Consider the following 23,593-nt stretch of genomic DNA (forward strand, 5'->3'; position numbering starts at 1 on the left):
GCTTCAATTCAAATGACCAGAGCACATCTCTTTCCAAAGCCCGGGTCCCGCGCCTCGGACATGCTCTGTCGGAACAAATCGCTTGCAGCTTGGTAGGACTTACGAAATAAATTTACAACGTAAAAGTCATTGGAGCCATCATGACCACCGCCTGGGATGCCCTGATCACGAGGTCAGACCTCCGCAAGATCGAAATCCGGTCACAAGCACAGCCGGGCGCGGCGGATCTCGCCGACGGCGAGGTCCTGCTCTCTGTGGACAGCTTCAGCCTGACGGCCAACAACATCACCTATGGCGCCATGGGTGACAGCTTCGGGTACTGGAAGTTCTTTCCGGCGCCCGATGGCCTTGGCCGCATTCCCGTCTGGGGCTTCGCCACGGTCCTGGCGTCCAGGAGCCCTGATGCTGAGGTCGGTCAGAGGATTTTCGGCTATCTGCCCATGTCCTCCCATGTGGTGATGCGACTGGTGAAGACGCGCACAGGTCTTGTGGATTCGGCGACCCACAGGGCGGAGCTGCCGCCCACCTACAATGCCTATAACCTGGCGCCGGTTGATCCCCTGGACGACCATCGGGCGCTTTTGCGCCCCCTGCTCATGACCTCCTTCCTGCTGGACGACTTCCTGTCGGAAGACGCGGGTCTGACCGCGCTTGTGCTCTCCAGCGCGTCCAGCAAGACCGCCATGGGCCTGGCCTGGTTCGCCAGGCAGCGTGGGATGAAGGTCGTCGGCCTCACCTCGGCCGCCAACAGGGCCGCCCTGTCGGACTGTGGCCTCTATGATCAGGTTGTCACCTATGAGGATGTCGACGGCCTCAGCCTTGAGGGTCCGGTGGCCTATGTGGACTTTGCCGGGAACAGCGCCCTGGTGGGCCGGGTTCACGGCACTCTGGGCGACGCACTGACCCGCAGCCTGATTGTCGGCGCCACCCATTGGGAGGCGCCCCGTCTGGGCGCCGGACTGACTGGCCCCACCCCGGTCCTGTTCTTTGCCCCGGACCAGATCCGCAAGCGTTCGGCCGAATGGGGCCCTGAAGTGGTGCAGCAGAAGTTCGAAACCGGCCTCACGGGCTTTGTCAGCGGCAATCCCTGGCTGCGCCTCATCCACCATGCCGGGCCGGCCGGTCTGGTTGAGGCCTATGGCGCCGTGGTCGAAGGTCGCACAGCGCCCCAGGACGGGCACATCATCACGCCCTGAACCTTTCCGTGAATCCGGAGCCCGCCCTTCAGGCCGCTTCGCGATGCCGCTGGAAGGCGTTAGAGTTGGTCCATGTCCGACGCTGCCCCGTCTGCTCCTGACCGAAGCCCCCTCCAGAAGTGGGCTCGGATCTGGCTTAACCGCCCGACCCTTCTGGCGGCGATTGCAGTCGGAATCCTGGTCAGCCTGGGCCTTGCCCTGGCGCCCAATCCATTGAAGTGGAGCACCCGGGCCATCCTGTCCTGGGACGCCGGCGCCCTCTGGTTCATCCTGGCCATGATGCGCCACATGACCGGCTCAGGCATTGCCCACATGGAAGCGACGGCTGATCAGCAGGATGAGGGCCGGGGCCTGATCCTGACTGTCGTAATGATCGCCTGCGCCATAAGCATAGCCGCCATTACCGCCGAGCTTGGCCTGGCGAAGTCCACGCATGGGGTGATGAAGGTGATGCATGTCAGCCTGGCGGGCGTGACCGTCGCCGTGTCCTGGTTTGTCATGCAGCTGGTCTTCGCCCTGCATTATGCCCACCGCTACTATTCGCCGGATGAGCTGCCCGGGTCGAGGGGGCGGGCGCGTGGCCTGAGGTTTCCGGGTGGTGAGGATCCCGACTATTGGGACTTCCTGCACTTTTCAGTGGTGATCGGAACCGCCGCCCAGACCGCCGACATCGAATTCACGTCCAAGCCGCTGAGGCGGATCGGGACGGTTCACAGCCTGATCGCCTTTACCTTCAATACGGTGGTCCTGGCCCTGTCCATCAACCTGCTGGCCTCCCTGGCCTGATGGAAAGCAAACACATGAAAGCAATCTGGTATGACGCTGTCGGCCCCGCCCGGGAGGTCCTTCAGTATGGCGAACGGCCAAAGCCCCGGGCCGGGCAGGGCCAGGCGCTGATCCGCGTTCGGGCTTCGGGGGTGAACCCGTCTGACGCCGGCATGCGTGGCAACGGACCCATGGCCTATCCCCAGATCACCCCCAACAGTGATGGCGCGGGCCTTGTCGAGGCTGTCGGCCCCGGGGTAGCGGACAGCTGGGTGGGCAAGCGGGTCTGGTTCTACAATGGCCAGCGCAACGGCCGGGCCTATGGATCCGCCGCAGAGTACCTCGAACTCGATACGGACCTGCTGACGCCCCTGCCGGATCACGTCTCATTTGCCGAAGGCGCGACCCTGGGCATTCCCTGCATGACGGCCCATCGCAGCCTCTTCCTGGCCGGACCGGTCCAGGGGCGCACGGTGCTGGTCACTGGCGGGGCGGGCGCGGTCGGTCACTATGCCGTGCAGCTGGCCAGATGGGCCGGCGCGCAGGTGATTGCCACGGTCAGCTCCCCGCACAAGGCCGAGCGCGCTTTGGCTGGCGGGGCCCACCATGTGATCAACTATCGTCAGGACAATGTCGCCGAGGCCGTGATGGCGTTCACCGGCGGGGAAGGGGTCCATCACATTGTCGATGTGGATTTCGGCGGCAATCTCGAGGCCAGCCTGGCCTGCCTGCGGGTCAATGGCTCCATCGCCTACTACGCCACCAAGGGGGGGATCATGCCCAAGGTGCCGGCCGGAACCCTGATGCGGCTCAATGCAACGGTCAGTGGGGTCTATCTGCCCATCTCGCCCCACGAAGCCCGCCGTCGGGCCCAGGCCGATATCGCCGCCTGGATCGCCGAGGCGCCCCGACGGCTGGCCGTGGCCGCCCGCTTTCCCCTGGAAGACTGTGCTGGCGCCCATGAGAAGGTCGAGGCTGGCGACAAGGTCGGCACGGTGGTTGTCGAGATCGGACAGGACTGATCGCTGATGACCACCCCTGCAGACGCCATCCGCGCCCGTAGACGGCTGACCAACAAGATCATCGCCGCCCACGACGCTGCCCGGCTGAAGCCCTTTCTCGATCCGCAGATCAAGGTGATTGTCGGCGATGGCAGCCTGATCCTTGGCGCCCCGGCGGTTCTGGACGCTTTCGCAACCCAGTTCCGCGATCCGGACTTCGTGACCTATGTCCGCACAATCTCAGACGTCCGGCTTGACGCCGAAGGGGGGCGGGCAAGTGAAGCCGGTAGCTGGACCGCAGAGTGGCGCGGTGCGCCGCAGGTTCACGGCGACTACCTGGCGGCCTGGCGGAAGGTCGTCGGCCAGTGGGTGATCGAGTCGGAACTCTTCATCACCCTCAGCTGATCGGCCTTAGACCAGGGCCCCGTGACAGTGCTTGAACTTGCCTAATCATGGGTCAAGTACTTGATAATATTCAATTATTAGATCCAGTGGGCGCGGCTTGTAACGGCTGTAAGACAATTCCGTCACTTGGATGCTCTGTTAGACAATATACTGATAGACGGTCCGAAGTCACCGTTAAGTATCTCGTCCAGTTCGCCGTTTTCCGCCGCTGCTTTTATCTTCGTCAATACGTCAGATATCTCAGCAACGCTGGCACATTCAATGGCGCACTTACCCTTTGCGAGTTCCAGAGCCTTGCTGCCGTACCTAATGGTCAGTTGAACTGTCCCATCCATGTTCTGAACCCACCATCGCTTGATGCGTTTGGGGATCTCCCGCCGCTGTTCCGATCCATTGCCGTCCTTCGTCCAGACGATCTTGGTAGGGCGATAGGAAGGGTCATTGGCAAGCAGGATCTGCTGGTCAATCTTGTCAGCGAGTTTGCGACGCCGCAGTTGGACGCGTCCGCCCCCATTGTGGGGTTTGAACTCCACGAGTTTCAGTGTGTTTAGAATAGCCATTGCTGTCTCCGCTAGAAGACAGACATATCTGACGCCAAGCCAATGATATTCCTACCATTTTCCTGCCATCAATTGTCAATTTTGCATGTTTTGATGGGGGAGGGCGCGATGCTGTTTTTCAGCCACGCCCTCCCTTTGCAAGCACTTTTTGATAGTGACATTTGTAACATGCCAATTATCCGCAAAGAGTTCATAGTAATGAACCCAACAATTGCACCTCGATAATCGTATCATTGTCCCAATTGAACCAAGTGGACGCTATCACGCTCCAAATTTGGCTATAATTCTAATTAGGAAAACGGGGGATTTTTACGAATGTATTCCTCCCTCATTTCTTTACTGTATGTTACTGGTTCGGATGCTGGCCCAAATGTTGCTCCGCGATATGGCTTTGGATGCCTGACTTGTGTGCCGCCATAGCGATTGCTTGGTGGACTAGGGATTCCGTAGGTGGGGTCACGCGTTTTGGGTTGAGTTTTGAGAAGGTCATTCAGTTCCTTCTTTTCTTGACCCGTCAGTTCCCTCACTTCTTGACCCTGCGGTGCCTTCTTTTTCTGACGCTTTTTGCGGAGAGACATAGCGATCACCCCTGTTCTGCTACTGCAGAGCGGAGGCTGACGATGATGTCTTCCGTACGCTTGAGAGCATCGCGCCACGAGCCCGCGACCTCTCCGAGTATCGTCCGAAGTCCTTCGTCGGAAATGGCTATCTCTTCGCCATGAAGGATCGTTCGGATACGAGGCTCAAACGACAATGGGTCGCTGATAGCGGGCAGCGAAATCACATCAAAGCGGTCCTGCAGGGGAACTGACAGGCTACCCACGTGGTTGGTCGTAGCGATGACCTGACCTCGAGCCCCCTTGTCGTCCAAAAACGCCTGAAGTTTGTCCAGCGTTGATGAGGAGATCTTATCAATCTCATCAATCAACGAGACTGGCTTTTTGACACCAAGAGAGAACTGCCAGTCCCAGTCCCTCAAAATCTCATCAATGCTTTGGGTGGTAAAAGTGGCTCCGTTAAGTGGACGGATAAAGCTATGGGTATCGCCAGTCAGCGCAGGGTTTTGAGCTAGGCTGCGACGAGCCTTGCTGATGACATTTGCCGCAGACGATTTCCCCGAACCACGAGGCCCCTCAAACAGCACATGACCTGTGCGGCTTCCGTCTGCGTATTCAGCAACGCGCTGGCGGGTTATCGGGTCCTCAATAATGAGGTCGGCAGCGCACTGGGGCGCATATTTTTCACTAATAGACATGGATCATTCCTTCTGGATTTGATGTTGGATCAGGCGGCTTTCGCCGCCTTCTCCTCCGTCAGGGCTTGATCAATGACCTTCGCTTTTGCGATCTTCGCGGGGCGAGCATGCCACGCCTCGATCTCAGTCGCCTCCGCCTTGCCAGCGAGTGCGAGAAGGTCGCTCACGACCAACGCGTTGCTGGCTCCATAGACGATGCTGCAAGTACCATCGTCGTTTTCGCGAGCGAGCAGGGCGACAAAGGTGTGTGCTTCCCCTTGATTGCGCTGGAAATACTTCGCCTTGTCGACAGGCGGTTTAAAGTTCGCGATGAGAGGTTTGGCGGTCTCGAAATAGCCCTCAGCCGACTTCCGAAAGGACGCTTTCTTCTGAGAGGGGGTTTGACCAGCAGAGGCACGGCGGACTTCTTCAATGCCCCCCATTTCCTTGATCCAACTGGAAAGGGATTTCTTCTCGGTCTTGCGGCTATCGGCTTCAGTGATGACGCGAGCGTAGGTGAGAGTCCGTTGGTTAGACACACCGAATACGCAACGCACGATCTTCGTCGCGAGGGCGGTGCTCTTTGTATAGCCGATGCCCAAATCGGTGAGACGGGTGTTGATCGCTGGGATCAGCTTACGATCACCTTTAGCCTGCTTAAACAGCGTGAGGCACTTAGCGAGGATATCGTAGAGCCCCTCATTGCTCGTCTTGTAAGCGCCGACTTCCCACTTGTCGCGAAGGGTGAAAAGGTCACTAAGTTCGTTGCCGATAGTGGCGGCAGTGAGTTGGTTATGGCCAACTGTTGGTGTCATGTTCGTCATTTCTGTATCTCCTGTTGCGGGAAGCAACCACTGCTTCCTCGTGCAATCAGAATGACGATTTTCCCGTTGGACCGCATGGAAGGGGGCTGGGATCCCAGCCCCTGTAACCGCGGAAGGCGATCCTGAAGTGAAGGAGTGTGGGCGATGACCAAGCCGAAATACGCAGGCAATGGATTCTTCGTGCTGCCTGCCAAAGATGAAGAGCCATACAGGCTATGGCACGCATTTGCGTGTGCGATACGGCGGCAAGGCGACGAGCTTCATCCCGACTACGCGGAGTGGGGTGACTTTGAGAACCAGGACTTTCGCATCTGGTTCGACGACTCGTGGAAACGACTTTTCTCAGTTGGAACTGGGGTCGCCCTTTTAGAACCTGGCACTGTTGTCCCCGATGATCAGGGAGGGCGATTTATGACGGTGATCATCCCGATGGAGGGCTATATCGATTCAAAAGTCGGGTACCAGTTGAACATGATTTTGAAGGAGCACTTCACCGTAGACGACAAGGCGACGAAGCCCATGGCGAGATGGCGGATCACGGATAACTACGACAACGGGATGGTGACGGCTTTGCCTGCAGCCCGTCGCTTTCTGCGTCTTTACAACTTCTGGATTGATGCGGTGTTGGAGCTGCGGGGCGATACAGACGCCGCCTTTGATATGGCCGTTCGGGCGATGAACCGTTGGTACGACACGCAAAATAAGGTCGCGATGAATGAGATCGGTGAATTGCCAGATCCATACAAAAGATATGATGAATATTTAGACTACAAAAATGGTGGGGGAACTAAAAAGGCGGATGAATGGGGACATACGGAAGTAAGTGATAATAATGGATACAAGAGTTTCAAACTTACCGCAGAAGATTCCAGAAAGTCAATTTCAAGAGATTTAGTAAGAGCTAAAAATATATCGTATAACGTCAAAGAGCGTAGGGTATTTCCTGGGCACTATTCTGATACGTCAAGGATTCCGAAGGGTCAAGCCGAGCTAATACGAGAAAATGAAAGACGCCTGACAAGACAACTGCGCTCCTTGAAGTAGCCAAGCGTTGAGACTAGAGCCTCCTAGATTCGAAAGTTACTATGTTTCTTTTGATTAGATATAGGATGGACAGAGATATGACCATGAATAGCCAGATCTTGAGCGGGTCGGCAAACTTCAATGGAGTGAATAGGTAGCAAGCTCAACTCGGTAGGGTAATCGCTGTCTTGTTCAAGAGAATTGACCTCGCCACCTGAGCTCCACCTTATGCGGTCGATCAGGGATGCGCCTAGCCCGACGATATATTCCTGCAAATTGAAGTAAGCTCCGAAGGGTATGGGAAGCGATAGCGGCTTTCATTGGATACATAAAGTGGCATCTTCGCTCAATCGAAGGTGGGGTTATCATGCCTGTCAGCAGCCACTTGCCAAAGGGAAAATCTGGTGGCTCAATCCCGCGAAGATTGAGGGATTGTTCGATGGCTATTCAGGATAGGATTACACCCCGCATTGCGATCGCGTGCCTTGTCTCTATGTTCGTCTTTCTTATAAGTATACTTTTTACATATATTTGCGGAGACGCTCTGTTTTTTCTCGCAAATTCATTCTTTCCAGCAATTAGTGGCTCCGGACATAACACTAATACAACATTCGGACCTCAAGCAACATTTTGGTGGTGTACGCTTCTAGCTTCCTTTGGACTAGCTCTGATTTCCGGTATCGCGACTTTCGATCAAAATATTGGAAAAAAGTCAGAAATAATAGGTAGTGCGGTTGCACTGTTTGTTGTTGCGTCCACGTCTTCTGTAAATTTCTCAGCAGGAGACAAATTAATTGATATCAGAGCGCAAGCATTAATAAATATTGTTCAAGTAGTTTTCGCCATAGCGATTCTAACGAATTTGTCTAAATGGAATCCCAAAAGAGCAATTTTATTTGCAATAAAAATTGTTGCGCTGTTTTTTGTAACACTATTTTTGACTGTCGTGCCGACATTTTACAGCGTAATGTTTCTTGCGCAATTAATTGGCTTGAAGGTGGGTAGCTGGGAAATATTAGAAAAATGGGCCGGTGCAATAGGCGCATTTTTATCCATTGCATTAACATTCAAGGATCTGGAAAATAGGAAGACAAAATAGCAACCTAGTAACTATCAAGGGAGAAGAGCGACAGTGGTGCCCCCTCAATCAATTGCAATTGCAGTGGTGATTTTACAGGCGCAAGTGCCCAATATCCCTCTGCCAAGGGATGAGAATACATTGGAAATAAGTTGCTCCAAGACGCAAATTTATAATTGGGAAAAGGCTATCGAGAATGGAACAAAAGCGCCAAACTGTACTCCGATTCCATTATCTAAGCCATCTACACTGAGTTCGGACAGAACATTTATTTGGAAACCAGTCATTAGTCAGCCAAATGCTGCTGTGCCCGTCATTGTAATCGGTGACGGCCATCCACCGATGCAGTTACCGGACAAGCGACTGATTATTGAGCGAAATAATGGTTACCAAAACCGTGTTACCGATATCAATACCATAGGAAAATTGAGTTCAATCGTTGGATGGTGGGCGGGACTTTATAGTGCTTTTGAGTCAAATGATAACTATGTTTCTACCACAAGAGAACGTGATGCCCTTGCAAGGGAGCTATTGGCGGGGAAGCTGGGCCAGTCAATTGTAATAGGTACATCCCAGTCGAAAGCGGGTGGCATGTGGTCGGCCGCTGGGGGAATTAATTCCTATGCCACGTGGAATGGACCGGCCAGATCCTACAAAAATTATCCAATTGGAAGGGGCGCGACTGCAGATGAAGCGGTCATAAATTCAATAAAGATTGAAGATAACGCGTTTTCGGATGGTGATTATACGCCAATCGGCGGAGCAGTTTATACAAATATTGGTGGCGTGGTTGTTGGGCATCAATTTAGCGCCGGCGAACTGATTAACATAAATCAGCGAGCGTCCCATGTACGAAGGGTAGACGGAGAAATTGCTCATGCCATCAGGGCCCCCGCTGACGCTCAATTGGGAGCGAGGCGAGACCTTGGGCGGCGTGATCCGGATCCGACTATGGCTCCAGATCATTTTTCAACGATGATGGCGGAGAGGGCTCGGAAGGATCAAGAGGCTGCCCGGAAAGAGGCCGAGGATAGGGAGGCCGAAAAGGCTGCGGCTGAACGTGCACAGCAAGCTAGTCAAGCCGAAGCTGACCGCCAACGAGCAGAGGCTGAGGAAAAGCGACGGAAAGACGAAGAAGAACGTAGAAGGAAAGAGCAGGAAGATCAGGAACATAAGGATAAGGAAGAATTGGAAACGCTTAGATTGAAACTTGCCGCAGGCGAAAGGCCTATTTCGGAAGATGATGGTCCAAGCTGCCCGATTTGTGTTCCTAATGCCTATGACCGTTTATCGCAGCTTAATCTAAGTAGTGAATTCACGAATGCCGCAAGGCGCGATAAAATCGCCCTATTTCAGGGTTCTCCGTATTCACTTAGGCCTATCGACAATAATATTGTGAAGAAGGTTTTTGATTATTCCACTCAGAATGGACTAAGAAAATAGCAGATCGCGGTGGGGATTGAGCGCCCAAAAATATATGCAGATTGCCACCGCGACGGCTACACTGCCAGCCTTCAGAAAAGTCCAGCGCATAAATGCCTTGTCATACATCAATCGGCCCCTCAAGCATCTGGCCAGCCCCATCAGCGAACAGGCTTCGCACAGGTGCCTGCGAGTAGGAGTCCTGATCCCAGGCAAATCAGAAAGGTGGGGTGCTGACGGTTGCTAATGAAGAACCTGTTGGGCTGTTACAAGGTCAGCGCCCCGGGCTGGTGCCCTACAGCGCTATTGCAACGGCACTCAGGCGACGTTGTCCTTCATTGCTTAGGTCAGGTTGTCTAAACACATTAATTGCTCACCCTCCGGCCCTCACCCAAAGTTAGCCGCGTTCCTCAGCTGGTCGCCTGATACGAGCGATGGATGGCTTTGCTTGCGATTGAGTGGGCGATGATCAGCGGGCCAAATCCAACTCGACGCCATCCGCATTGACTGCTTCGTGGCATCGCTCGCTAAGTGTAATGAACTTGAGCCCGAGCTGGCGAAAATGGGGAGACGAGAGCATCTCCTCACCAGCCTTGCGGAGCCGACTTCCTAAAACAGCGACTGACCGAATGCTTGGTTCTGATTTCTTGAAGCGCAACTGCCGAATGTATCCTTCAGAAACGCCAATGAAATCCCGACAAAAATCACCCTCCGAATTTACGAGCCCAGCAGTTTTTAGAACAATAAACGCCTCATTAAGTAACAAAAGCATCAATGAAATTCTCCGTACATAAATAACAGAAATCGGAAATGTTTGTGAATAACATGTCCGTTTTGTATTTATCGGTGGAACAATGAATATTAAAAATGATGGCAATTTATTAGACCGGTCGGCTCATTTCAATGATGCAGTGTGCGAATGGGTGAATGCAACGCACTTCATAAGTTTGTCACTTTGTCAGTGGCGATCAATTCCGAATGAAAATGGTGGCGTGTCGTGGCTGAAGGGCGACGACGCTACTTATACGAAGATGCATACGGGCTTTGTGGAGTCGCTCTCAAAACGGTTAGCGACGAGAACGGCATGGAAGCGCCATCGCCCGACCCTTCGCAGTGCACTTGCCATAGAAGGCGGCTCGAACGGCAAACTTATCCACGCTCACATGATCGTCGCAAAACCTCACGAACTAGATGAAGTGCGTTTTCGCGTGATGGTTTACCGAACCGCTCTTCGGAATCCATGGTGCATGAATGGTGGTTACGCGGTTCACATTCGGGAAATTAGTTCTACTACGGAAAGGAGCCGTGCCTCCGCTTACACGACGAAAGATGGCTTTGATCGACTGAGCTTCACCTGAGGCATAGGTCTCAGTTCATAATCTGCGACTTGCAGGGCGATAGCAGTGACGCATTGAAACGCATTGCCCGTGAGCATCATGCTCGCATCAGTCACAGCCCAAGGATCCCGATTGCAGGATACCGATCTAAGGCGAGGAACGGAGTTCCGACGCTTTAGCTGGGTTGTGCCCAGAATCTGAAACACCTCACATTCATTCACGATGAAAGAGCCTGACATTCAAAGTCGGATAGAAAGGCATTTAGGAAATGCGGTGATGTCGGAGCGCGAGCGAACGCAGTGAGAGAGCAGCGAGGCGTCACGCAGTTCAGACCGAAGGTCTGCAACTTACATGCTGAAGATCTGCCAAACAAATTCGTGCGCTCGTTTTTGAGAAACTCAGGCCCAAGGCCTGATGCAAACAAATATGCAAAAGTTTATCTGAACGCGGCATCCACTTGGAATGATTCATGAATTGGTCGGCTGGTATTCGGTAGGACCAAGTCATTGATTAATTTATATTTCTCTCAGACGAAATGTTAATGAGAGACCCAGGAAATGGCAAAGGCAAAGGTACTCAGCAAGGACGAGATCAAGCGCGTCATGCGCATTGCAGATAGCGGCAGCAATGGAGCCCGTGACAAGCTCGCCCTGTCGCTCAGCATTCTGGCTGGGATGCGTGTTGGTGAAATCGCGGCACTAACGATCGGCGATGTGCGAGGGATCGATGGCCAGTCAGTGGAGATCATTCATCTCACGAAGCACCAGACCAAGGGAAATCGCTCTCGGCGGGTTTTCGTCGGCGATGACCTTCAGAAGCTGCTCAATGCCTACCTGGGCAAGAGATCCAAGCTGAGTGACGAAATCCCTTTGATCCGCAGCACGCGAACGGGAGGTCACTTCAGCAATGTCAGTTTGAGCCTGCGAATGAAGGCTATCTATCGGTCAGCAGGGATCGATACGAGCAGCCACGCAGGGCGCAGGACTTTTGCCACGCGCAAGAATGAAGTTGGGATTGGGATGCGAACGATCCAGCAGCTCCTAGGCCACGCGAACATCCAGACCACTGCCATGTACTGCGATGTTTCGGATGATCAGCTCAGGGGCGCAGCAAACGCAGGTTAACGGAGACCCGCTGCGGCCAACGATATTGCGTCACCTGGGGTGCGAAATGGAGTTCGCTTGGCGCTGCGCCCGTTTGAAAAAGTGCTGGGTCGCTCGATCCCTCGCATTTTGGTCCGTCATGACGACATTTCGCATCTCGTTGTCGCCCTGAAACATGTGGACCATTCACTGAAGGAACGCTTGTGAGAACGCGTTGTAAACAACGTCAGCAGGGTTGTTTCGGATCATGTCCATCATGTCGTCGTCGAGTATCTCCTCCTCTTCGGCGTAGTGATTGAATTCAAATTCATTTATTGTAGGCAGTGTGGTTCCTTGTACCCGGCCTAGAGGCGCAGGGTGAAAAACGTCAGGATCCATTTCGCCAAAATAAAAGTTCCCTATGCAAGTTTATCTGGCACAAAAGATATTGAAGACATCAGCATCGCGGCCAGCCCAGCGCGATCAGAAGCAGCAACCAAGTCGCCAGTATAATTTTCTCTGGCGGTTTCCAAGCGAATGCCTTCCTGAAAATATGCAATACCCTTAGGTGAATGATCTCCGGAAAGAAAATCTTCGAAATCGTAAAGATATCCAAAGCATTTATATATGCTCTCTCGAATATACCTGTCATCCGTCGTGTTCTTGCATTCAATAAAAATGGTGGCCTCTCTAATACCCTTAAAATGTAGAATAATATCTGGTCTACGCTCAGAGCCGACGATCCCCCGATGTGCAGATACTAGTGAGCGGTACTTCGACAGACTTCCACCCATTATGGTCGTCGGACTTTGATTGAAGAAGACTTTTAGCTGGCGATCGCCATCTTTGAATTCAGCTACCGCACCACGGCCGCTCCGCACCACATCAACGGTCTTTGGCTGACCAAAGCCGAGCTCGTGCATGCCGACATCGATCGTAAGCGCGAGTACATAAAGCTCGAAGAGGTCATCATCTGAAATGGGCGCAAGCCACCCTTCGCTTATGAGGTCAAGAAGCCCACTTAGTTTCCCAAGGATCAGGGCATCTTCGAAGCTCAGCCATAGCCTTCCGAGCTCGCGATAGTGTGCCGATCGGCTGCGGAGCACGGCCGTAACCATCCCGATGTTTGCATGACGAACATCTGAAATCTCAACGAGATAGGCGCTCGAAAGCGCGCTCTCCACGTTTGTCTTGATCTGCTCAATGACCTCCGGCAGTCGAGAATTTCCAATTGCCTTTGATATTTCGCCGATGGCTGCCGATAATTCACGTAGAAAAAGCTTCAGTAAGCGGTTCTCAAGCGTGTCGTATATCTTTGTGTGTCGAGCAACTGAGACCGCACCTACAGGCACGCCGCCATTGATCCTCCCCTTAAAGGTGCGTTGCCAGTCCACCTTTCCCCGTACAGAATACGACTTGTCATCAAACGATCTCTCGCTTGAGTGCCGCAAGGTCTTCAGTATGCGGGGTAGATCGGCTGTAAAGCGACCTAGAGAAGGCTTTAGCAGATAGTAGACAAGACCGAGATGACGCGCTGAAACATCATTCTCGGCAAGCATTTCAACAAACTTTCGAGCACTTTCCTCGTCCCTGTAAGCCTCGATTTGCGAAAATGTGGACGGCCAAAGGTATCTCGAACCGAGGTCCGCCCTACTGAGAAAGCTCAGCCACGTTTCACGAGACATCGCAGCTTACTCGTAGTGGCCGGTCCACATCTGCAGCGACCGATCTGCATCGCCGCTGAGAGGTCGGGATAGGGCGGAGTTAAGGGCTGTCGTGATTTCAGGGTATTTCTGGCGCATGCCTTCCATCTGGGGGAAGACAAGAAGCTCAAGTGCCTCCTCAACAAGCGAAATGCTGTCAGTTAAAGTCGCTGATCTGGATGCAAGATAGCGGATAACATCGAGCGCGAGTGCAGGGCCGAACTCGATCCCAGCAGCCCTTAGAGTTCCAGCTTCGGTGGAAGCGAACAGCGTGGCCAAAATGCTCGCGAGCCCTGAGGCCGCCGCTTTGTCGTTCGGAAATATGTCAACTACGCCTAGAGCGCTGATGAGGATGCTATTGTAATCGTCAGTAGTGGGAACGCTGACATTGATAAAGGCGAAGCGCCGCATGAATGCATAGGACAATTGGTAGAGGCTTGCCTTGTCAGTCGTGTTCATCGTTCCGATGATGCGCCACGACGATGGGATAAGGATAGTGTCGTCGTGCTCGGTTTCTCGGACATGCGACAAAACTACTTGGCGGTAAGTTTCATCTTGAGAGCGGCGTTTGAAAGGAAGTCGGACAGATTTCTGGCCGCCGCCCAACAGTGTGAATAGCTCACCAAAACACTTGTCCAGATCGGCGCGGTTAAGCTCGTCCAGAATAAGCCACTCGCGGTTTTCGAGTGCCTGGACTACGAGGCCGGGGTTGAAATCGAGCACTATAGTGGAAGCATTACCTTCCACCGGAGAGGGTAGGTAGCCACCGATCGTTTCAAACGCTCCCCACTCTGAAGTCGCTGTCACAGACCGAAAGGCTTGCTCAAGTGTGCTGCAAATGAATTCTGCAAGCTCAGTCTTGCCGCTCCCTGGCGGGCCGAGAAGAATCACATGCTTGCCAGCTCGAAGCGCTGCAATTGCCCGCTGATATGGCTCGTTTAAGCCTTTCAGATTTCCCCAAATGGGCTCGTCAGCCAGGGCCCAGTTTACCTCAAGCGAATAACTGGAAGGCGTTGATGCTCCCTCTTGGAGGCCCGGAAGAGTATCCTCCTCGTCGCGCCCTAGACCAGAAGATGCGTCCCTAACGCGGATGGCAAAGTCCTTTGGGGTGTTGAGCTTCGAGAGCGAGTTGTCCAAGAATTGTAGAAGGCCAGTTAGATCTCTCTCGACGTCGTCAGTGCTTTCACCAGCCGCCCGCTTGAAGCTAGCAAAACAGTCTAGCTGCCGTGAAACAGCGCGTACGGAGGAGCCCGGAGCCCATTCGATGAGGGCATCCCGCCATTCGACGTACTGGAAGCTGTTTTCAACTTCGAATGTCGGAAGAGCGCTCCCGAGCCGCGATCTAACGTATTTTGATGCACGCCTTGCTGGGATTTGCTCTGCGCGCTCTGTGCCTACCCAGAGGCCGTAGATCAGCCGTGAGGGAGTTCCAACCCGCCAAATCCTTATTAGGAGGCCGCCGAACTTCTCGTAGGTCGGGATTCCCCAACCCTTAGGGTAGATATCAACAAACGTAGCCGGATGGCCTGTTGGAAATTCATTTCTCCGGCCAATGAAAACTTCGAATGTGTGCTTGAGGCCCGGCACGCTTTTGAGAAAATCATCGAGAGCTGATCTAATCTCTCCATCACTCGCATCGGCGAAAAGCTTCTCGACAAACATGCGAATCCCTCATCTTCGAGATGTAAAGGTGGCTCGCCGCAATGTGTGCTGGCAAGCGTTTTGCCAGTTTAGCCCTTGCGCCGCGGTTCGGGTGGCGAGGCATCCGCAAGAGAAAGTAGCTGGTCCAACTTGCCGGTTTGGAGCAGTTCAAGCGGGACGTAGTTCTGATACCGAGGGTTAGGCTCGGTGAGGAAGTCATACACCTTCCATGCGTCGCCCATAAAGCGCTGATAGAGATCCCTAATTCCATTGAACGGTTCTCCGATTTCATTGACCTGCCAAGTCGGAAAGCGAGCGCCGAAATAGGACCCCTCTATCGAGATAAATTCTCGCCGCTTAGTCCTGCGGCGCACTTCTACTCGCGCGGCACCAATATGCAGCGCGAACTGCTCTATGTTCAGCATGTCCGCACGGTTGAGGATGATGTCCGCCGATTGCCGCTTGAATTCCATAGATCAGGCGGCCCGCACGCGTAATCCGGCCTCATTGCTGGTAAGGGCGTCCAAGGTGGCCAGCACGGCCTGACCGATGGCTTCGGCCATCAGTGGAGGGACCGCATTGCCAACCTGGGAGCAACGCGCGACGTCGAATTTTCGTCTTGGGCCGTTGATAGTGTAGCGGCCGAAGAAATGGAAATCGTCGGGGAACGATTGCAAGCGTGCCATCTCGCGTACGGTGACGTTGCGGGCTTGGGTGCAATGAATGAATTCGTCTGGGTGGGTCGTGATCGTTGAGGTCGGCAGGTCCGGATCAAGAAGTACCTTCTTGTCCTTCTTAGTGTTGTTGGCGAGCAGGAAGGCCTTCGAGAGGCGCCCTTTTTCTTGGGTGCGATGTGCGAGCTCATAGAGCGCAGTGACTCGAGCACCGTGTTTTGAAAAGCGATGAGAGTTGGGTGTCTCCTTGACCTCGCCCCGCATCGCCCGAGCGAATGCTGAGTTGGCTTTAGAATACGGTGCCGTCTCGTAGCCGGTAGAATCGGGACAGATTAAGCGTTCGGTCGACGCAAGATCATGAATGGCCTCCCACAAAGTGACAGGGCGATCCAGTGGCAAGCCGTACTTCGACCGAACGCTAAAAGATGCTGATTTCAATGCATCAGCGAACATGCGGTCGAGTTCGACGGGCTGGGCGTCGACCTTAACACCGAAGATTACAACGCGCTTACGTGTCTGCGGGACGCCGAATTCGGTTGCGTCGAGCAGACGGATGCAACTCGTGTAGCCTCGAGAGCGGAGCATCTCTGCGACGGCCTCGGCAACGCTGCCTTCGGATGAGCGGGCATTGGGCCGCGACACAAACTTGCGAGCGATACCTTCGACGTTCTCGATCAAAACCGCGCGTGGCTCAACGAGATCGATGAAATCGAGCATGCGGAAAACAAGCGTATTGCGCTCGTCTTCGCCATCTCGACGCCCACCGGCCGAGAAGCCTTGGCAGGGTGGTCCGCCGGATACGAGGTCAACGGCTCCCCGTAGGCTTCGAAGCTTCTCCTTCATGTCGGCATCAGCGAGTAGATCGCTGAGGTCTAGGTTAGTCTGAGGCAGCCATTCCGGCCAATCGCGAAAGGACTGGAACGGGCTGCCTTCGTCGACCAAGTTCTTTTTGAGGGTGTCGAATGCCATGGGATCGCGTTCGACCGCGAAGACCCCTTTGAAACCAGCCCTAGAAAGGCCCAGTGCCAGGCCGCCGCAGCCAGCGAACAGATCGATGCAAAGCATGAAAGCCTCTAGACCGCAGGGACCGAAAAGTAAGGCTGTTCCCGAATCATTCTCGTTATCACGAAATGGTCGGTGGTGTCGTTTGTGAGGACCGACTTATCCCCCATGGGACGGCTCAAAAATTGTCGTGGCTAAAGATTGCATGCGCGTTCCCCCGATTAAATGTGGTGCTGCGGCTAAGTTGCGTCTGCGACATTTCTGGACGTAGGGCAAGCCTGGCTAGGCTTCGCGACGTCCTGCAATTCGTCGCGATCTTCGTCGGTTACATACTCGACACGGCCATCGTGCTTTAGGTGATCGCGGCTGTTGCGACTACTTCCAAGTTCAATACGCGGCAATAGAACGGGTGAACTTAGCGCAACTTAAGTCGCGAGCACATGTTGAAGGGTTTGAACTGACCCTATCCCAGCGATCTAAGCGTCTTTCGCCCCAGACGCTGTCATCGCACTGCGCTGCTCAAGAGCCCAGCTGAGGCCTGCTCCAAACCCAATTAGTGATGTTTCGTAGGAAAGTTCGCCTTTTGGACCTGTGCCTGAGCCTTCTTGAGACCGATTTGGGCACGCCCCACCTTCTCCTGCTGCTTCAGATGCGCAGATTGGTCAGCGAGCGATTTGACCCTTAGCTCAGCTGGGCTCTTAGGCTTGATCGTGCCCGCTTCATTCGTGACATCTGGTGCTTGCGACACTGAGAGCACGTTTGCAGCGCCGAAAAGCTGAACGAAGATCGCTCGGGCCTGTGTGAGAGTTTCAGCATGGACGCTTGTCCGAGCGACATTGCCGCCCGCTCTCACTTGGGCAACGTATGTCTTGAGGTTGGAAACTTCACAAATTCGCATCTCGTATTTATGTCCGAGATAGCGGAGCCGCTGTTTTCAGAGCCCTTTGAGCATATTCCGCCCCAGACACTGTCGACGTGCTGCCCATGCAGGTTACGCTGGAAGGCGTGGCACCTACTTCCGACGCCTACGCCCTAGAAGCTGGCTTTTAAGAGGCGGGGCAGAACCTGCTTCGAGCCAAGGCAATGGCTCGATCCGATGGAAGAGCTCCAGCTGACGAAGTGTCGAGGGTGCCATCTACCAGCACCGAATCGCCGAAGCTTGAAGCGGTCTTCCAGAAGGCTCTGCCTCCTGACTTGCAATTGAAAGAGATCATACCCGTGAAGTCGGAAAACTTGCCCTCACCAGTGATCAGAACGTCAGTCTGACCGCCTGTCGAAATAGGGGTTCCGAACCACTGATCATAGTATGGGGCCTCATCTTCGACCTTCTCCAGCAATATCCTAGTGGTCGCCTGAGCATCTCGGCCACCTAAGGAATCGTGGCCCGTGGGCTCTGCAGTGTTTGGGGTAGGTTGACTCGTTGGGTCGGCCAAAGTGCTGGTGGAGCCATTTTCAGATGACGCTCGTTCCTTTTGCAATATGACGAGGTGTGTATCTCCACCGTCGGGAGACATGTCCACTTCACATAACCAATTTCCGAAATTGGCCTGCTTGCCATTGCCTGCGTCATCAATGTTAGTCCACTCTCTTCCGCACCAACTTACCAAGTCTTCCTTTAGATTGTTGAATGACGGGATTACCTGACCCTTGTCATCGTCACTTGTATTGAAGAGATCAAGTGCCATGTAGGTCAGTGTATGAGCTGTATATCTCGTGCTAACACCACTCAATAAATAACGACGCCAAGTCATGTCATAATTGAACTGGCCCGCCTCCTTCCATTTTTGAAAATCAGCACCTGTCGAAACGCCTGGGTTCAGCGCTTGGAAGGCTAAACCAGTGCCAACTCCATTTTGAGTGGTATCAGAACTCGCTTTTTCGGTAAGCTTTCCACCGCACCCCGCCAGGGCAATGAGCGCAATTGCAGCTATCATAGTTGCATTTCGCATTTCGCCACGGCTCCAGATTGAGGTATTTCGATACTTTCTTTTTGCGTGTGATGGATAGGCAAGTCAATGAAGTTGGGCGCTAGTGGGATCGGCCAAAAATCCCGCTCTGAGCGCCCTTTGATCCCGTCGCTCGACTTAGGTGCCCCAGGCCGCGAAACGCTCTCAGGGCGTCTTAGATCCAGCGGAAAGCGGCACGTAGGGCAGAACTTGTTTCTAGTAGTTCTTCAGCCCAAACGGACTGCCACCGTCGCGGCCGTCGCTGAACGCCCATAATAGCGTTCGATGATCTCGACGCTGGTGCCCATGTTCTTGGCGATGTCGTAGATGTTGGCTTTGCCACGGCGAAGCATCTGGACGGCATAGAAGTGCCGAAGCGAGTAGAGCGACAGGCTTTCGCCATCAGCATTCTGCTTCATACCGATCTGACCCAGAACCTTATCAAACTGGTCGGCTAGGCTGATGATCTGCCCCCCATCCGCCATTGGAAACAGCCAGTCCTGCTGTTCGCTCTGATCGCGGCGCTTTGCATTTGAGGGAGCTGTTTCGCCCCATTGTTCCCGTCTTCGAGCATTTCGCTCAAGAGCGCGACGGATATGGGGCAGGCCAGTGGTTCGCATGACGACTTCTCGCCGACCCGTCTTACCATCCACCACAAACCGATAGTTCTCGCGGCCTGCATCATCGGTGAACTGGATCAGGTCTTGTTCTCGAAGATGGTTAGCTTCCCCGACCCTGATGCCTGAATTGGCAAGGATCAGCACATAATCCCGCAGAAGTTCTCTGGTGTAACGCCACTCTTCCCTGTCAGCCTCAGCGATCCAGAGACGCATTTGACGACAAAGGCGACGATATTCATCCGCTGTGAATGATGGCCTTGTCTTCGCTCGGCTGGCCTTGTGACGGAACTTCGGTAGGGGTTTCTGGCCACGATAGCCGCGCTCATGGGCCCATTTGAGAACCGTCAGGGCAAATGTGGTTTCCCACTCCAGCGTCTTGTCTGCAGGATCAAGGCGATGATTGCGGGGGCGGCTAGCCTCAGGCATGCGTCGATAAAAGTCACGACGCCACGGCACATAGTCAGTCAGGACCGCGTTATCGATCCTCTCCACGGCCATGTTGCCGCAGTAAGCCAAGAGGAACTTGGACACTCGGATCATCTGTCGCAGGTTTTGCTCGCTGGTCTGCTGCTGATTGACCTTGTTGGCCTGTTTGTAGGTTCCCCGTTCAAACTGGGTCTGCCGCACCCGCAGATATTCAGCCATCACATCCTTGAAGAGCTTGGTCTCAAGGGGAAGGTTGTCACGCTTCCTGATGCGGATCTCATGGAAGAATTCGTCGGCCTTCGCCCGAGCCTCATTGAGGTCTCTGGTTCTCAGACTACGATACAGATACCGCCGCGTGGCCTCGCCCTTGTAGACGCGAGCATAAAAGATGCGGTTACGAGAAAAGAGGAGCAACTCACCGTCTCTTAGACGCTCCTCGTAGGTGCCTTCTGACAGATCCATTTTTCAGACAGCCTTCGAGACCCGTGGGCTGCTGCTGCCCCCATCTTGGGTCTCATTTCAAAGGATTGCTTGAGCCCGCGCTGACATCAGACACTGCGATGGGCCTTTCGCCCATTTGACGAGTTCAGCTAGGGCGAGGCCTAGCTGAGGTCAAACCTGTCTAACGTCTGTTTAACAAACGGGGTCTAGCAACGCTAAACACCCGTCTGCATACCAGCTACAGGACCGCAGAGTGGCAAGGCGCTCCACAGGTCAGCGGCGACTACCTCGCCGCCTGGCGAAAGGTCACAGGCCAGTGGGTGATCGAGTCGGAACTCTTCATCACCCTGGGCTAATCGCCCCTAGACCAGAGCCCCGTGACAGTGCTTGAACTTCTTGCCTGATCCGCAGGGACAAGCCTGGTTGCGGCCGGTATTTTCCCAGCCGGCCGGCAAGGGCGCAGGGGCGCCGGCAGCCAGGTTCTCGCCCGTCTCGGGATCCACGTGGATTTCCTGGAAGTTGCTGACCTGCGCAGGCTCGGGCTCGGCGAACTGGAACTCCACGGTCATGAGCCACCGGGTGGTGTTCTGACGCAGGTCCACCAGCAGCTTTTCAAACAGGTTGAAGGCCTCGGTCTTGTACTCGTTGAGGGGGTCGCGTTGGCCATAGCCCCGCAGGCCGATGACATTGCGCAGGTGGTCCAGATGCATCAGGTGCTCGCGCCACTGCAGATCGATCATCTGCAGCAGGAAGCTCTTCTCCACAGTCCGCATATGGTCAGGCGTCAGCATGCCTTCCCGCTCTGCGGCCCGGGCGTTTGCAGCCTCAAGCAGTCGGGACTGGATCTCCTCGTTGGCGATCCCTTCCTCGGCGGCCCATTGGGCGATGGGCAATTCCAGGCCAAGCAGGGCCTTCACATGGTCATCCAGACCATCAATGTCCCACTGCTCGGCATAGGCCTTGGGCGGCAGATGGCGGACAACCAGATCTTCCACGGTGTCCTGCCGCATCTCGGCGATGATTTCGGACAGGTCCGCCGAATTCATGAACTCGGACCGTTGTTCGAACACGGCCTTGCGCTGGTCGTTTACGACGTCGTCGTACTTCAGCAGGTTCTTGCGGATCTCGTAATTGCGCTGCTCAACGCGCTTCTGGGCGGTGGCGATGGCGCCATTGAGCCATTTGTGCGTGATCGCCTCGCCTTCCATCACACCGAAGGTGCGCATGATGGAGTCCAGACGATCGCCGGCGAAGATACGCAGCAGATCGTCCTCGCAGGACAGGAAGAATTTCGATCGCCCGGGGTCGCCCTGACGACCGGTCCGGCCACGCAGCTGGTTATCGATCCGACGGCTTTCGTGACGCTCTGTGCCCAGAACATAAAGGCCGCCGGCGCCCAGCGCCTTTTCCTTCAGATCCTTGATCTCGGCTTCCAGCTCGGCCTTGCGGGCCTTCGCCTGATCCGGCGTCACTTCAATGCCCTGGTCGCGTTGCTCATCCTGCCACTTCAGGACACGCATATCGATATTGCCGCCCAGCTGGATGTCGGTTCCGCGGCCGGCCATGTTGGTGGCGATGGTCACGGCGCCGGGAATGCCGGCGTCGGCGACAATGGCGGCTTCCTGTTCATGATAGCGAGCGTTCAGGACGTTGTGCGGAATGCCTTTGACCGTCTTGCCCTCGTGCTCGAAGGCGTGCTCGTGGAGCAGGGTCGACAGGGCTTCGGATTTCTCGATGGAGACGGTACCCACCAGCACCGGTTGGCCGCGGACAAAGCAATCCTGGATCTGCAGCAGGATGGCGCGGTTCTTCTCGGCCTCGGTGCGATAGACCTCGTCATCGTCATCAATCCGCGCGACCGGGCGGTTGGTCGGGATTTCCAGCACATCCATCTTGTAGATGTCGCCGAATTCCTGGGCCTCGGTTGAGGCCGTGCCGGTCATGCCGGACAGCTTGGTGTAGAGGCGGAAATAGTTCTGGATGGTCACCGAGGCCAGGGTCTGGTTCTCGGGCTGGATGTGGGCGCCTTCCTTGGCCTCGATGGCCTGATGCAGGCCCTCGGACAGGCGGCGGCCATTCATCATCCGACCGGTGAATTCGTCGATCAGGATCACCTCGCCAGCCCGGACGATATAGTCCTTCTCGCGGGTGTAGAGCACGTTGGCGCGCAGGGCCTGGTTCACGTGGTGGACCACGGACACATTGGCGGCGTCGTACAGCCCAGCCGAGTCTTCGGCCAGGTGCTTGCCTTCCATCAGGATTTCTTCGATCCGCTCGGCCCCGTCCTCGGTGAGGATCACCTGGCGCTGCTTTTCGTCGAAGTCGTAGGTGGTGGGGTCCTTGATCAGCTCTTTGATCAGGACGTCGATGGTCTTGTAGAATTCCGAACGGTCTTCGGTCGGACCCGAAATGATCAATGGGGTCCGCGCTTCGTCGATCAGGATGGAGTCCACTTCGTCGACGATGACGAAGTTGTGGCCGCGCTGGACCATCTCGTCGGCTTCGTAGACGAGGTTGTCGCGCAGATAGTCAAAGCCGAATTCGTTGTTGGTTCCATAGGTGATGTCGGACTCGTAGGCCGCCTTGCGCTGGCCCTGGCTGAGGCCGTGCACAATGGTGCCGACGCTGAGGCCCAGGAAGCGATAGACCTGACCCATCCAGTCCCCATGCAGCTGGGCCAGATAGTCATTGACGGTGATGACATGGACGCCCTTGCCGGACAGGGCGTTCAGATAGACCGGCGAGGTTGCGACCAGGGTCTTGCCTTCACCGGTTCGCATTTCGGCGATGCCGCCCTGATGTAGGACAATGCCGCCCACCAGCTGGACGTCGAAGTGTCGCTGACCCAGCACCCGGCGGGCCGCTTCACGGACGACAGCGAAGGCTTCCTCAAGCAGCTGGTCCAGGGTTTCGCCCTTGGCCAGGCGGTCCTTGAATTCCTGGGTCTTGCCCCGCAGTTCGTCGTCGCTCAGCGCCTGGATCTTTGGCTCTAGCGCATTGATCTTGGCGACACGGGCCGTCATGGCCTTGACCTTGCGGTCGTTGGAAGAGCCGAAGAAACGTTGGAAAATGCTCAAGGGGCAGGTCCGGATCTGTGGCGGGGCTGGGGCGGTCAGGGCAGAAAGCCCACGCCTACCCGGAAATTCCGCTCTTTTCGGGGCGGGCGAGACTTAAGCAGCGCCCCCCCTCATGTCAACGAGACAGGGGGCAAGT

General features: G+C 55.0%; 19 protein-coding genes. 6 read left to right on the forward strand and 13 right to left on the reverse strand.

Going from position 1 to position 23,593, the window contains the following annotated elements:
* The first annotated feature begins 140 nt into the window (after positions 1-140).
* The 4 genes from CFE28_03840 (at position 141) to CFE28_03855 (ending at position 3,367) form a co-directional block, all read left to right on the forward strand.
* On the forward strand, positions 141-1,196 hold the full coding sequence (locus tag CFE28_03840; GenBank protein OYU69207.1) for a hypothetical protein: 1,056 nt from the start codon (positions 141-143) through the stop codon (positions 1,194-1,196).
* A 72-nt stretch (positions 1,197-1,268) separates the two neighbouring features.
* Complete coding sequence (locus CFE28_03845; GenBank protein ID OYU69208.1) at positions 1,269-1,982, forward strand: hypothetical protein; 714 nt, start codon at positions 1,269-1,271, stop codon at positions 1,980-1,982.
* Positions 1,983-1,996: 14 nt separating this feature from the next.
* Positions 1,997-2,983, forward strand: coding sequence for an alcohol dehydrogenase (locus tag CFE28_03850; GenBank protein ID OYU69209.1), 987 nt, complete (start codon positions 1,997-1,999; stop codon positions 2,981-2,983).
* A gap of 6 nt (positions 2,984-2,989) precedes the next feature.
* Positions 2,990-3,367 (forward strand): DUF4440 domain-containing protein, encoded by a 378-nt coding sequence (locus CFE28_03855; protein ID OYU69210.1) that lies wholly within the window; start codon positions 2,990-2,992, stop codon positions 3,365-3,367.
* Positions 3,368-3,489: 122 nt separating this feature from the next.
* Here the strand turns inward: CFE28_03855 and CFE28_03860 are convergent, their stop codons facing one another.
* The 3 genes from CFE28_03860 to CFE28_03870 all read right to left on the reverse strand — a co-directional run bounded on the left by CFE28_03860 (position 3,490) and on the right by CFE28_03870 (position 5,985).
* Complete coding sequence (locus CFE28_03860) at positions 3,490-3,927, reverse strand: hypothetical protein (protein ID OYU69211.1); 438 nt, start codon at positions 3,925-3,927, stop codon at positions 3,490-3,492.
* Between the two features lie 583 nt (positions 3,928-4,510).
* On the reverse strand, positions 4,511-5,182 hold the full coding sequence (locus CFE28_03865) for a hypothetical protein (GenBank protein ID OYU69212.1): 672 nt from the start codon (positions 5,180-5,182) through the stop codon (positions 4,511-4,513).
* Between the two features lie 29 nt (positions 5,183-5,211).
* Positions 5,212-5,985: a hypothetical protein gene (locus CFE28_03870; protein OYU69213.1), complete on the reverse strand. Its 774-nt coding sequence runs from the start codon at positions 5,983-5,985 to the stop codon at positions 5,212-5,214.
* A 144-nt stretch (positions 5,986-6,129) separates the two neighbouring features.
* Here CFE28_03870 and CFE28_03875 point away from each other — a divergent pair, with 144 nt between their 5' ends.
* Entirely contained in the window at positions 6,130-7,029 is a 900-nt protein-coding gene (locus CFE28_03875) for a hypothetical protein (protein ID OYU69214.1), read from the forward strand.
* 2,026 nt (positions 7,030-9,055) lie between these two features.
* Here the strand turns inward: CFE28_03875 and CFE28_03880 are convergent.
* Complete coding sequence (locus CFE28_03880) at positions 9,056-9,259, reverse strand: hypothetical protein (GenBank protein ID OYU69215.1); 204 nt, start codon at positions 9,257-9,259, stop codon at positions 9,056-9,058.
* Between the two features lie 2,143 nt (positions 9,260-11,402).
* On the opposite strand from CFE28_03880, the gene CFE28_03885 reads away from it, so the two are divergent.
* Positions 11,403-11,969 carry an integrase gene (locus CFE28_03885; protein OYU69216.1) on the forward strand — a complete coding sequence of 189 codons (567 nt, stop codon included), beginning with the start codon at positions 11,403-11,405 and terminating at the stop codon, positions 11,967-11,969.
* A gap of 165 nt (positions 11,970-12,134) precedes the next feature.
* Here the strand turns inward: CFE28_03885 and CFE28_03890 are convergent, their stop codons facing one another.
* The 9 genes from CFE28_03890 to CFE28_03930 all read right to left on the reverse strand — a co-directional run bounded on the left by CFE28_03890 (position 12,135) and on the right by CFE28_03930 (position 23,457).
* Positions 12,135-12,326 carry a hypothetical protein gene (locus CFE28_03890; GenBank protein OYU69217.1) on the reverse strand — a complete coding sequence of 64 codons (192 nt, stop codon included), beginning with the start codon at positions 12,324-12,326 and terminating at the stop codon, positions 12,135-12,137.
* Between the two features lie 20 nt (positions 12,327-12,346).
* Positions 12,347-13,612, reverse strand: coding sequence for a hypothetical protein (locus tag CFE28_03895; protein ID OYU69218.1), 1,266 nt, complete (start codon positions 13,610-13,612; stop codon positions 12,347-12,349).
* Between the two features lie 6 nt (positions 13,613-13,618).
* The gene (locus tag CFE28_03900) at positions 13,619-15,292 is read right to left on the reverse strand and encodes a hypothetical protein (GenBank protein ID OYU69219.1); all 1,674 of its coding nucleotides are present in this window, start codon (positions 15,290-15,292) and stop codon (positions 13,619-13,621) included.
* A 68-nt stretch (positions 15,293-15,360) separates the two neighbouring features.
* A complete protein-coding gene (locus CFE28_03905; GenBank protein OYU69220.1) occupies positions 15,361-15,744 on the reverse strand; it encodes a hypothetical protein in 384 nt (127 codons plus the stop codon).
* Positions 15,745-15,747: 3 nt separating this feature from the next.
* Positions 15,748-17,010, reverse strand: a complete 1,263-nt coding sequence (locus CFE28_03910; GenBank protein ID OYU69221.1) for a DNA (cytosine-5-)-methyltransferase — start codon at positions 17,008-17,010, stop codon at positions 15,748-15,750.
* Between the two features lie 490 nt (positions 17,011-17,500).
* Positions 17,501-17,845 carry a hypothetical protein gene (locus tag CFE28_03915; protein ID OYU69222.1) on the reverse strand — a complete coding sequence of 115 codons (345 nt, stop codon included), beginning with the start codon at positions 17,843-17,845 and terminating at the stop codon, positions 17,501-17,503.
* A gap of 148 nt (positions 17,846-17,993) precedes the next feature.
* Positions 17,994-18,284: a hypothetical protein gene (locus CFE28_03920; GenBank protein ID OYU69223.1), complete on the reverse strand. Its 291-nt coding sequence runs from the start codon at positions 18,282-18,284 to the stop codon at positions 17,994-17,996.
* A gap of 836 nt (positions 18,285-19,120) precedes the next feature.
* On the reverse strand, positions 19,121-20,401 hold the full coding sequence (locus CFE28_03925) for a hypothetical protein (GenBank protein ID OYU69224.1): 1,281 nt from the start codon (positions 20,399-20,401) through the stop codon (positions 19,121-19,123).
* Between the two features lie 341 nt (positions 20,402-20,742).
* The gene (locus CFE28_03930) at positions 20,743-23,457 is read right to left on the reverse strand and encodes a preprotein translocase subunit SecA (GenBank protein OYU69225.1); all 2,715 of its coding nucleotides are present in this window, start codon (positions 23,455-23,457) and stop codon (positions 20,743-20,745) included.
* Positions 23,458-23,593 lie beyond the last annotated feature (136 nt).

Source organism: Alphaproteobacteria bacterium PA2, assembly GCA_002256425.1.
In the GTDB taxonomy this organism is placed as follows: Bacteria; Pseudomonadota; Alphaproteobacteria; order Caulobacterales; family Caulobacteraceae; genus Phenylobacterium.

Excerpts from the sequence above, each read along its gene's own strand:
- CFE28_03840 (OYU69207.1), top strand. The coding sequence starts at position 141 with ATGACCACCGCCTGGGATGCCCTGATCACGAGGTCAGACCTCCGCAAG.
- CFE28_03845 (OYU69208.1), top strand. The coding sequence starts at position 1,269 with ATGTCCGACGCTGCCCCGTCTGCTCCTGACCGAAGCCCCCTCCAGAAG.
- CFE28_03850 (OYU69209.1), top strand. The coding sequence starts at position 1,997 with ATGAAAGCAATCTGGTATGACGCTGTCGGCCCCGCCCGGGAGGTCCTT.
- CFE28_03855 (OYU69210.1), top strand. The coding sequence starts at position 2,990 with ATGACCACCCCTGCAGACGCCATCCGCGCCCGTAGACGGCTGACCAAC.
- CFE28_03860 (OYU69211.1), bottom strand. The coding sequence starts at position 3,927 with ATGGCTATTCTAAACACACTGAAACTCGTGGAGTTCAAACCCCACAAT.
- CFE28_03865 (OYU69212.1), bottom strand. The coding sequence starts at position 5,182 with ATGTCTATTAGTGAAAAATATGCGCCCCAGTGCGCTGCCGACCTCATT.
- CFE28_03870 (OYU69213.1), bottom strand. The coding sequence starts at position 5,985 with ATGACGAACATGACACCAACAGTTGGCCATAACCAACTCACTGCCGCC.
- CFE28_03875 (OYU69214.1), top strand. The coding sequence starts at position 6,130 with ATGACCAAGCCGAAATACGCAGGCAATGGATTCTTCGTGCTGCCTGCC.
- CFE28_03880 (OYU69215.1), bottom strand. The coding sequence starts at position 9,259 with ATGTTCCTGATCTTCCTGCTCTTTCCTTCTACGTTCTTCTTCGTCTTT.
- CFE28_03885 (OYU69216.1), top strand. The coding sequence starts at position 11,403 with ATGGCAAAGGCAAAGGTACTCAGCAAGGACGAGATCAAGCGCGTCATG.
- CFE28_03890 (OYU69217.1), bottom strand. The coding sequence starts at position 12,326 with ATGGATCCTGACGTTTTTCACCCTGCGCCTCTAGGCCGGGTACAAGGA.
- CFE28_03895 (OYU69218.1), bottom strand. The coding sequence starts at position 13,612 with ATGTCTCGTGAAACGTGGCTGAGCTTTCTCAGTAGGGCGGACCTCGGT.
- CFE28_03900 (OYU69219.1), bottom strand. The coding sequence starts at position 15,292 with ATGTTTGTCGAGAAGCTTTTCGCCGATGCGAGTGATGGAGAGATTAGA.
- CFE28_03905 (OYU69220.1), bottom strand. The coding sequence starts at position 15,744 with ATGGAATTCAAGCGGCAATCGGCGGACATCATCCTCAACCGTGCGGAC.
- CFE28_03910 (OYU69221.1), bottom strand. The coding sequence starts at position 17,010 with ATGCTTTGCATCGATCTGTTCGCTGGCTGCGGCGGCCTGGCACTGGGC.
- CFE28_03915 (OYU69222.1), bottom strand. The coding sequence starts at position 17,845 with ATGCGAATTTGTGAAGTTTCCAACCTCAAGACATACGTTGCCCAAGTG.
- CFE28_03925 (OYU69224.1), bottom strand. The coding sequence starts at position 20,401 with ATGGATCTGTCAGAAGGCACCTACGAGGAGCGTCTAAGAGACGGTGAG.